Here is a 9,914-nt window from a genome sequence, read left to right as displayed (position 1 = left end):
GGCGGGGTCTGCGCCAACCGGACCCCGGCGGCGATCTGCGAGAACAGATCCGTCGGGTTGCCGTAGGCGTCGTACGTCGGCGGCGTCGCATCCGCCAGGATGACGAACGGGTTGGCCGCCAGCACACCCCACACCCGATCGAAGCGCGGGACCTCGCCCGTGTACGTCGACGTCGTGCAGCCGATCTCGTCCACGCTCGGGCACTCTGTCGCGTCGTTCTCGAGGTACGGGTCGCACCCCGCGGGCACCGCGTTCCAGTCCATCTCGCGCGTCGTGGTCGTCTGCTCCGACCGCAGCGCCGTTCCCCCCAGGCCGAAGGCGATGAGCGTTCCCAGGGTGAGGGCCGCCACGATGAGGTAGGTCGTGGCCACCGAGAAGACCGGGCGCGCCACGATCGCGCTCACCCCGACGCCGATCGCGGCGACCACGCCGACCTCGAGCACCAGGATGCCGAGAGACGAGGCGATGACCGCCGGATTCAGCGAACCCGCGAACGTCGCGACAACGAGGAACGGCAGCGCCACGACGAGGAACGCCAGCCCCGAGATCCACGCGGCGAGGAACTTGCCGAGGACGATCTCGGTCGTCGTGACGAGCGTCACCTGCACGGGCGCGAGGGTCGCGGCATCCCGATCGCCGTTGACGGCGCTCCCGCTGAGGGTCGGTGAGACCAGCAGCACGAGCAGCAGCACGAACATGATGACGATCGAGTAGAACCAGCCGTTGCCGCCCGTGCTGAGCGAGAAGGCCGAGAACGACACCAGCAGCAGGGCCAGCAGAATGACGGCGAAGACGCCGAGCAGGACGTACCAGCCCACGGACCGCACGCGCTGACGCAGATCGATCCCGATCACGGTGCCGAGGCGACGCATGTTCATTCGGGGCTCCCCTCGGTCGCGGCGTTTCCTCGCAGGTCGAGGAAGGCGTGCTCCAGATCGCCGACCGCGGGGGCGAACTCGGAGACGGGGAGCCCGGCGCCGACCAGGGCCCGCAGACCCGCGACGGCGGCCGCCTCGTCGGTGAAGGGCACGAGCAAGTCGCGGCGGTCGACACCGAGGTCGTCCGTCGCCCGGCCGAGGGCGGCGGCGACAGCACCTCGATCGGACTCGGTCCCGCGCGAGGCATCGGTCGACAGGCGCACCCGCCACGGACGCACGCGCGTGGTCGCGGCGGCGATGCGATCGCGTCCCACGGTCCGGCCTTCGAGCACGAACACGGCGTCGTCGACGACTTCCTCGAGTTCGGACAGCACGTGACTGGAGATGAGGATCGTGCAGCCCTCCTCCGCGAGACGCCGCAGCAGCACGCGCAGCGCGATGCGCGCCTGCGGGTCCAGACCCGACGCGGGCTCGTCGAGCAGCAGCACCCGCGGGTCGTGCACGAGAGCGCGCGCCAGCGCCAGGCGCTGCTTCTGCCCGCGGGAGAGCACCCGGGCGGGTGAGGCGGCGAGCGCGGAGAGGTCGACGAGCTCGAGCAGCGCATCGGCGCGGGACCGCGCGGCGGCGCGCGGCAGGTCGTAGAGCTGCCCCGTCGCGACGAGGACCTCGCGCGCGGTCAGGCTCGGCCAGGCGCCGAGGGAATCCGGCATCCACCCGAGAAGGCGGCGCGCACCCGCCGGATCGGCGACCGGATCGACACCCGCGATCCGCATCTCACCCTGATCGGGCCGCAGCAGCGACGCCAGCATCAGCAGCAGCGTCGTCTTGCCCGATCCGTTCGGTCCGACGAGCCCTGTCACGCGTCCCGGCTCGGCCGAGAAGGTCACGTCCGCGACGGCGGTCACCCCGCCGAACGCCCGCTTGACCTGAACCGCTTCGATGCCCGCGCCCCCTGCGTCCATGCCTCCACCCTAGGGGGACATGCCGACATGTCCCCGGGATTCAGGATGCCGCGAGCACGCGCCCGAGCGCGTCGCCCGAGGCCCACGCCGTGCGCACGGCCGCCGATTCGCCCCACGCGTCACCGCACAGCGACAGCCCCGGGGAGCGGAAGAACGGCGCCCCGGTCGTCCGCGCGGGGCGGGCGAAGGTCCAGCGGTGCGCGGAGGTCGCCACCGGCTCGGCGTCGATCCCGAGGAGCCTCCGCGTCGCGGAGACGACCGGGCCGATCGCGGCATCCGGATCGTGGAGGTGCCGCTGCGCCGCCGCACCGGTGGTGTGGACGACGAGCACCGGAGCACCGTCGCCGCGGCGGTCGCCGTCGTCGGCGAGGAACGCGATGTCGGGATCGCCGTTGACGAAGGCGCCGTGCAGGTCGGCCGGCCACTGCCGCTCGTCCCACCGCAGCACGACGGCGATCACGGCTTCCCACTCTTGCGCGGCCACCGGAGGCGCGTCCACGAGGCGGCGGGCCTGCGGTTCCGGCATCGCCAGCACGACCTCGCCGGCCTCGTCGCCGTCGACGCGGAAGGGCGCGACCCGCTCCACCGCGCGGCCCGACTCGACGTCGAGTCCCTCGGCCAGGTCGAGCGCGAGCGAGCGGAGCCCCGCCGGGGCCGCCCACCGCATCGGGCCTGTCTTGCGGGTCGCGGAACCGTCAGGGCCGATCGCCGAGAACGTGTCGGTCCACGGCCGCGCGAGTCCGCGGGCCTCCCACTCCGCGACCACGCGCGCGAAGTCCCGGTCGTCCCCGACGACGAAGTACGACGCACCGAGGTCCACGGCCCGACCGTCCAGGGTACGGCTGGACAGACGGCCGCCCGGGCGGCGCCCGCGATCGATCACGTGCACCGACCTCCCGGCATCCCGCACCGCCCGCGCACACGCGAGTCCCGAGATGCCGCCGCCGACCACCGTCACGTCCACCGTCATCCCGCCATCCTCGTCCGCCACGCGGACCGACGCCCGGGGGTTGCGCCGGGCATCACCGGGCCCGGAAGAACTCGACCCCCAGGTCGGGGTGGTCGATGAAGACCCCATCGAGCCGCGCGTCGCGCAGCACGGCCCATTCGCGCTCATAATCGCCGAACGCCGCCGCCCCGCCGGGACGCCGGAACGGGGGCAGCAGGAACGGGTTCTCGGGGCGACAGGTCCACGTGAAGACCCGCAGCCCGCGGTCGTGCGCCTGGGCGACGAAGGGAGCGGGCCCGCGCACGCGCCCGAGCCGGTCGGGCGCGAGGATCAGCCGCTTGTCGGGGCTGATCCCGTCGACCGCGCCAGCGAGCTCGTCGAGCCCGCCGGGCGTGAGCATCGACGCGTACGACGCGGCCCGCGCCCCGTCGCGCTCGCGCAGGTCCCACGGTGCCCCGCCCGCCTCCACGAGTTGGACGAGCGGAGCCGGGATGCCGCGCTCCCGCAACCGCTCCAGCACGAGGGGCTCGAACGACTCGATGACCAGACCGGGATCGTCCCACCAACCGGCATCCCGCAGCTCGCGCTCGACGAGCGCGGCCATGTCGAAACCGGTGCGGGCGAAGAACGCGGCGTGCTTGATCTCGAGCACGACCCCGACTCCTCCGGCGCGCGCGAGATCCAGGACGTCGCGCAGGCACAACACCGGCTCCTCGCCGTCGTGGGCCGCGCTCCGCGGCCGCACAGCCGGGATCCGCTCGCGGCAGCGGAGGGTCTGCAGCTCGGCCCAGGTGAAGTCCTCGGTGAACCACCCCTCCAGCCGCTCCCCATCGACGACCGCCGTGCGGCGCCGGTCCGCGAACTCCGCGCGGGCCGAGACGTCCGTCGTCGTACCGATCTCGTTCTCGTGCCGGACGACGAGGATGCCATCCCGCGTCGGCACGACGTCGGGCTCGACGGCATCCACCCCCGCGGAGATCGCTCGGGCGTAGGACGACCGCGAATGCTCGGGGAGATACCCCGGAGCGCCGCGATGGCCGATGATGAGGGGCCGCGGGACAGGCACCGGATCAGGTTAGCGAGGGGGCGCCGCCGACGCCGCTCGCTCATAGCAGAATCCCAGTCGGCACAAGGATTCTCGCGGTCTGCTCGGCTAGTGTTGTCTGACAGCACGGTGCTGTGATCACCAGTATTTGGAGTGTGAGTCCCTGTGGCCCTCAACAACCCGGCCTTCAACACCCCGGCGTTCCAGGACCCTCGTGCCGGCGCCCAGACCCGTTACAGCCCTCCCCCGGCGAACGCCGCAGCCGCTGCAGCTGAGACCGCCAACATCGAGGGCATGTACTCCGCCCCGTCCGCGGGCGCGGTGCAGACCGACCGCATGACGGTCGAAGACACCGTCTTCAAGACGATCGGCCTCTTCGCGATCCTCGTCGTCACCGCCGTCGTCGGCTGGATCTGGACGATGAGCACCGTCACGGTCGCCAACCCCAGCCCCAACGCCCTGCCGATGATCATCGGTGGCCTCGGCGGCTTCGTGCTCGCGATGGTCGCGATCTTCAAGAAGAAGCCGTCCGTCCCCGTCTTCATCGCTTACGCGGCCTTCGAGGGTCTCTTCGTCGGTGGCATCTCCGCCTTCTTCGAGTTCCTCTACCCCGGCATCGTCGTGCAGGCCACCCTCGCGACCCTCTCGGTCGTCGGTGTGACTCTCGCCCTCTTCGCGAGCGGCAAGATCCGCGCCTCCAAGCGCGCCACCAAGATCTTCATGATCGCGATGGTCGGCTACCTGGTCTTCAGCCTCGTGAACCTCGGCCTGATGCTCTTCAACGTGCCGCTCGCCGGTGGCGCGTTCGGCCTCCGCAGCTCCATCGAGATCTTCGGCATCCCGCTCGGCGTCATCATCGGCGTCTTCGTGGTCATTATGGCCGCGTACTCGCTGGTGCTCGACTTCGACCAGATCCAGCGCGGCGTCCGCAACGGCGCCCCGCGCGTCTACGGCTGGGTCGGCGCCTTCGGCATCATGGTCACCGTGGTGTGGCTGTACGTCGAGATCCTGCGCATCCTCGCGATCCTCCGCGGCAACAACTGACGCACCCGCTTCGTACGAAGGGCCGTCCCGTTCTCGGGGCGGCCCTTCGTCGTTCGTTCGGCGCCCGGCGACGCCGGGGAGCGACCCGCGCAAGGCCCCCGCGCACAGGATGCCGCGGGTCTAGCCTCGCGGCATGAGCCCCGCCAAGACTCCCCCGGTGACCCTCGACGTCGACGGTCACGACGTCGTGGTCACGAGCCCCGATCGTGTCGTGTTCCCCGGCCCCGGGGTCACCAAGCTCGACCTGGTGCGCTACTACCTCACCGTCGCCGACGGAGCACTGCGTGGCGCAGCCGGACGACCCATGGTGCTCAAGCGCTTCGCGAGAGGACTCGACAAAGAGCCCTTCTTCCAGAAGCGCGTACCCGAAAGCCACCCCGACTTCATCGACACGGCGACCCTGCACTACGCCTCGGGGACGTCGGCGAAGGAGACGGTGATCCGGGATGCCGCGGGCCTGGCGTGGATCGTCAACCTCGGCTGCCTCGATCTCAACCCCCACCCGGTGCGAGCCGAAGACCTCGACCACCCCGACGAACTGCGCATCGACCTCGACCCGATGCCGGGCGTGGACTGGGCGCAGATCGTGGACACGGCGTTCGTCGCCCGTGACGTACTGGAAGACCACGGGCTCGTCGGGTGGCCCAAGACGTCGGGCTCGCGTGGTCTGCACATCCTCGTCCGGATCGCCCCCGAGTGGGCATACCCCGACGTGCGGCTCGCGGCCGAGACGCTTGCGCGCGAGGTCGAGAACCGCGCCCCCGGGCTGGCGACTGCTCGCTGGTGGAAGGAGGAGCGCGGAGAGAGCGTGTTCGTCGACTTCAATCAGAACGCGAAGGACCGCACCGTGGCATCCGCCTATTCGGTCCGGCCGCTGCCCGACGCGCGCGTGTCGACACCGCTGACGTGGGACGAGGTGCGCGAGCGCCGCCCGGAGGAGTTCACCGTGCTCACGGTGCCCGACCGCTTCGCGGCGATCGGCGATCCCCACGCGGGCATCGACGACGCCGTCGGATCCCTCGAGGGGCTCCTGGCGCTCGCCGAGCGTATGGGGCCGGCCGAGAAGCCGCCGCGCGGCTCGAACGGCTCGGGGCGCCGCGCCTCGACGATGCCGCTCATCGAGGTCGCCCGCACGAAGACGAAGCCCGAGGCGCTCGACGCCCTCGAGACCTGGAGGTCGCGGCATCCGGATGCCGCCGCGGCCCTGCATCCCGCGGACGTCCTGCTCGACGGCATGCGCGGGTCGAGTTCTCTCTGGTACCGCGTGCGGGTGAACCTGCAGCACGTCCCGGATGCCGAGCGTCCGCCGCAGGGGCAACTGATCGCCGACTACGACCCCTGGGCGGGCCGGTCCTGAGCCCCTCCCGATACACAACGAAGGAGATGCGGTCCACGCCTCCCGCGAGGACGCGGATTGACGAGCCTCCCGTTGCGCTTTTCCTGCGTTGTGTCCCGGCGGCCCTGGCCTCGCGACACGGCCGGCGGCCGGGCTAGCGCCGGGTCGGACGCGACAGCGCCTCGGTAGCCGCCGCGGCGAGGGTGTCCATCGCGCGCGCGGGACTCAGCGACGCCGCAGCCAGCCGAGCCTCGGTCGCGAGCCGCGTCCGCAGCGCCGCGTCGCCGAGGATGCGCGTGAGGGCGTCGGCGAGCGCGTCCTCGTCGCCGTCCGGAACCAGGATGCCGCCGCCGTCGGCGAGCATGTCGCGAGGGCCGTACCGGATGTCGTAGGCCACGACGGGGATGCCATGGGCGAGCGCCTCGGCGAGCGCGAGGCCCTGGCCCTCGAACGCCGAGGTCGTGAGGTACACCGACGCGGAGTCGAGGACGGCACCGGGGTCGAGGGTCAGCCCGGGCAGTGACACCGCGTCGCCGACGCCGAGCGCCGCGACCAACGCCTCGAGGCGGTCGCGTTCGGCGCCCGCGCCCCACAACTCCAGGCGCGCGGTCGGGATGGCCGCGACGACGCGCGCGAAGGCACGGACGGCGTGGTCCAGGCGCTTCCCCGGCGCGAGTCGGCCGAGCACCACGACGGGTCCGTCTTCCGCGGGGGCCGCGACGGCGGGTGTCGGGACCCCGTGCGGGGCCACGACGTCCACGCGGTCCGCGCCGAACCGCTCGCGCACGTCGTCGCGCTGCCACGCGGTCGGCCACAGCACCGCGTCGAATCGCGGGGCGACCGCCAGCCATCGTTCCCACAGGGCGTTGATCGGGGCGTCGGCGGTGAACGGCGGTTCGAGGTGGATCGTGTGCACGGTGTGCACGATCCGCACGTCGGGGTCGTCCCACGAGACGATGAGCTCTCCGAGCTGCCGCGCCTCGCACACGACCACGACGGGCACGTCGCGGCGCGCACGGAGTCCGGCGGCCACGTGGGCGAGCCACGCGCGGTAGAGCGCACCGAACCCGTCGATCACGCCGGCGCCCGCTCCCGTGGCATCCCGGATCATGATCGGCGCGGTCGCGAGGTGCCAGTGCGGATCGATGACGTTCGGCAGATCGACCGCTCCCCCGGCGACGCTGCGGTACTCCAGCGCCGGGTCGGCACCGCCCGGCCGCGCCGCCGCGCGCAGCCAGTCGGCAGCTCCGCCGTCGGGGCCCACGGCCTCATCGAAGAGATTGCGGAAGACATCGGATGCCGTCGCCGCCCCGCGCGCCACGAACTCCGCGCGGTGCGCGGCGTGCGCCTCGGCAGTTCCCGGGTCGACCGTCAGCAGCAGCGCCGAGGCTCCGGCATGCGCCATCTGCTCCGCCCGCGCGAGCGTCGAGATCGTGTACCCGCCGTCGAGGTCGGGAATGAGCCGGCTCGACAGGATGAGGTACCACGCGTCGGGAAAGTCCACTCTCGTCCCCTCATCTTTCTGACGACACAGCGCCGATGCCGCCGCCCGCTGGAGGGGCGACGGCACCGGCGCGGGAGCCGGTGTCAGAACCGGCTCACTCCCATTCGATGGTCCCCGGCGGCTTCGACGTGACGTCGAGCACCACGCGGTTGACCTCGCGCACCTCGTTGGTGATGCGGTTGCTGATCTTCGACAGCACGTCGTAGGGCAGACGCGTCCAGTCGGCGGTCATCGCATCCTCGGACGAGACGGGGCGCAGCACGATGGGGTGACCGTACGTGCGGCCGTCGCCCTGGACCCCGACCGAGCGGACGTCGGCCAGCAGCACGACGGGGCACTGCCAGATCTCGGCATCCAGTCCCGCCTTCGTCAGCTCCGCGCGGGCGATCGCGTCGGCGTCACGCAGGATCTCGAGGCGGTCAGCGGTGACCTCGCCCACGATGCGGATGCCAAGACCGGGCCCCGGAAAGGGCTGGCGTCCGACGATCGCTTCGGGCAGGCCCAACTCGCGACCGATCGCGCGCACCTCGTCTTTGAAGAGGGTGCGCAGCGGCTCGACGAGCTCGAACTGCAGGTCTTCGGGAAGGCCGCCGACGTTGTGGTGGCTCTTGATGTTCGCGGTACCGGCGCCGCCGCCCGACTCGACGACGTCGGGGTAGAGCGTCCCCTGGACGAGGAAGCGGATCGGCTCGCCATCGGCCTTCGCCTCGGCGACCAGGTCGGCCTGCACCTTCTCGAACGCGCGGATGAACTCGCGGCCGATGATCTTGCGCTTCTCTTCGGGGTCGCTGACCCCGGCGAGGGCATTGAGGAACGTCTCGCGCGCGTCGACCGTGATCAGCCGCACACCCGTGGAGGCGACGTAGTCGTTCTCGACCTGCTCGCGCTCGCCCTTGCGGAGCAGCCCGTGATCGACGAACACCGCGACCAGCTGGTCGCCGACGGCCTCGTGCACGAGAGCGGTGGACACGGCCGAGTCGACCCCGCCCGACAGCGCCGAGAGCACACGGCCGGTGCCGACCTGCTCGCGGATGCGCGCGACCTGCTCGGCGATGACGTTGCCGCTGTTCCAGTCGGCAGGGAGACCGGCGGCCTTGTGCAGGAAGTTCTCGAGCACGTTCTGACCGTGGTCGGAGTGCTTGACCTCGGGATGCCATTGCACCCCGTAGAAGCGACGGGTGTCGTTCGCGAACGCGGCGACGGGCGTGTGCGCGGTGCGGGCGAGGACGTCGAAGCCCTCGGGCGCGCGGGACACCTGGTCGCCGTGGCTCATCCACACGTTCTGCTCGGCGGGCTGGCCCTGCAGCAGGGTGCCCTCGGTGACGATCGTGGCATCCGTCGCGCCGTACTCGCGCAGGCCGGTGTTCGCGACCTCGCCGCCGAGCGCCTGAGCCATGACCTGGAAGCCGTAGCAGATGCCGAGTGTGGGGACGTCGAGGTCGAAGACGCCCTCGTCCAGCCGCGGGGCACCCTCTTCGTACACCGAGGAGGGACCGCCCGAGAGGATGATGCCCACCGGGTTCTTCGCCGCGATCTCTGCGGCCGAGGCCGTGTGCGGCACGATCTCGCTGTAGACGCCGGCCTCGCGCACGCGACGGGCGATCAGCTGCGCGTACTGGGCGCCGAAGTCGACGACGAGGACGGGACGCTGCGACGTTTCGGTCTGTTCGGTCACCGGGATCCTTCCGGGGCGGAGACGGGAGCGGAGGCCTCGTCGGCCTCGCGCTGGGCGAGATAGGCGCGCACGGAGCGGGCGGTGCGCACCTCGAGGAAGAAGGAGAGGAAGGGCACCACGCCGCCGAGGGCGAGGAAGACGAACCGGCGGAAGGGCCAGCGCATGAGGCTCCACACGCGGAAGACCGAGAACAGGTACACGACGTAGAACCAGCCGTGGACCACGAGGATCGCGAGCGAGATGTTCAGGCCGTCGCCGGTGGAGACGATGTCACACCCGCTGCCGCCGGGGACGAACAGCGAGAACCACTGGCATCCGGGACCGGGGATGGCGTCCGCGAACCACAGGAAGCCGCCGGATCCGCCCAGGAAGAGCTCCTTGTGGATGGGCGTGTACTTCACGATCATCTCGGCGACCAGCAGAAGCAGGCCGACACCGGTGATGATCGAACAGATCTGGTAGAACTTCAGGGCTCCGCGGATCGCCGGGAACGAGGCGAGCTTGGGGGCGCGGGGCATGGA

Annotated in this window: 9 protein-coding genes; 2 read left to right on the top strand and 7 right to left on the bottom strand. The window is 71.4% G+C overall.

Features of this window, described 5'->3' with window-relative positions; translation table 11 throughout:
* From LQV45_RS11575 to LQV45_RS11560, 4 genes are all read right to left on the bottom strand, one after another.
* On the bottom strand, positions 1-878 hold an 878-nt coding region (locus LQV45_RS11575; RefSeq protein WP_230007156.1), incomplete at its 3' end, for an ABC transporter permease.
* Positions 875-1,840, bottom strand: a complete 966-nt coding sequence (locus LQV45_RS11570; RefSeq protein WP_230007155.1) for an ABC transporter ATP-binding protein — start codon at positions 1,838-1,840, stop codon at positions 875-877. The genes LQV45_RS11570 and LQV45_RS11575, both read right to left, overlap by 4 nt.
* A gap of 40 nt (positions 1,841-1,880) precedes the next feature.
* The gene (locus LQV45_RS11565; RefSeq protein WP_230007154.1) at positions 1,881-2,810 is read right to left on the bottom strand and encodes an NAD(P)/FAD-dependent oxidoreductase; all 930 of its coding nucleotides are present in this window, start codon (positions 2,808-2,810) and stop codon (positions 1,881-1,883) included.
* Positions 2,811-2,862: 52 nt separating this feature from the next.
* Positions 2,863-3,855 (bottom strand): glycerophosphodiester phosphodiesterase family protein, encoded by a 993-nt coding sequence (locus LQV45_RS11560; protein WP_230007153.1) that lies wholly within the window; start codon positions 3,853-3,855, stop codon positions 2,863-2,865.
* A 144-nt stretch (positions 3,856-3,999) separates the two neighbouring features.
* Between LQV45_RS11560 and LQV45_RS11555 the strand changes: the two genes are divergently transcribed.
* Both LQV45_RS11555 and ligD read left to right on the top strand, forming a co-directional pair.
* Entirely contained in the window at positions 4,000-4,878 is an 879-nt protein-coding gene (locus LQV45_RS11555; protein WP_230007152.1) for a Bax inhibitor-1/YccA family protein, read from the top strand.
* A 133-nt stretch (positions 4,879-5,011) separates the two neighbouring features.
* A complete protein-coding gene (gene ligD, locus LQV45_RS11550) occupies positions 5,012-6,235 on the top strand; it encodes a non-homologous end-joining DNA ligase (protein ID WP_230007151.1) in 1,224 nt (407 codons plus the stop codon).
* Positions 6,236-6,368: 133 nt separating this feature from the next.
* On the opposite strand, the gene LQV45_RS11545 is transcribed toward ligD, so the two are convergent.
* The 3 genes from LQV45_RS11545 to LQV45_RS11535 form a co-directional block, all read right to left on the bottom strand.
* On the bottom strand, positions 6,369-7,718 hold the full coding sequence (locus tag LQV45_RS11545) for a glycosyltransferase (RefSeq protein ID WP_230007150.1): 1,350 nt from the start codon (positions 7,716-7,718) through the stop codon (positions 6,369-6,371).
* A 94-nt stretch (positions 7,719-7,812) separates the two neighbouring features.
* On the bottom strand, positions 7,813-9,393 hold the full coding sequence (gene guaA, locus LQV45_RS11540) for a glutamine-hydrolyzing GMP synthase (protein WP_138175352.1): 1,581 nt from the start codon (positions 9,391-9,393) through the stop codon (positions 7,813-7,815).
* Entirely contained in the window at positions 9,390-9,911 is a 522-nt protein-coding gene (locus LQV45_RS11535) for a DUF3817 domain-containing protein (RefSeq protein WP_230007157.1), read from the bottom strand. Before LQV45_RS11535 ends, guaA begins: the two co-directional genes overlap by 4 nt.
* Between the last annotated feature and the right edge of the window lie 3 nt (positions 9,912-9,914).

The organism is Microbacterium sp. Bi128 (genome assembly GCF_918698205.1).
The sequence above is the reverse complement of the archived record's forward strand: the minus strand, read 5'-3'. Positions and strand labels throughout refer to the sequence as shown.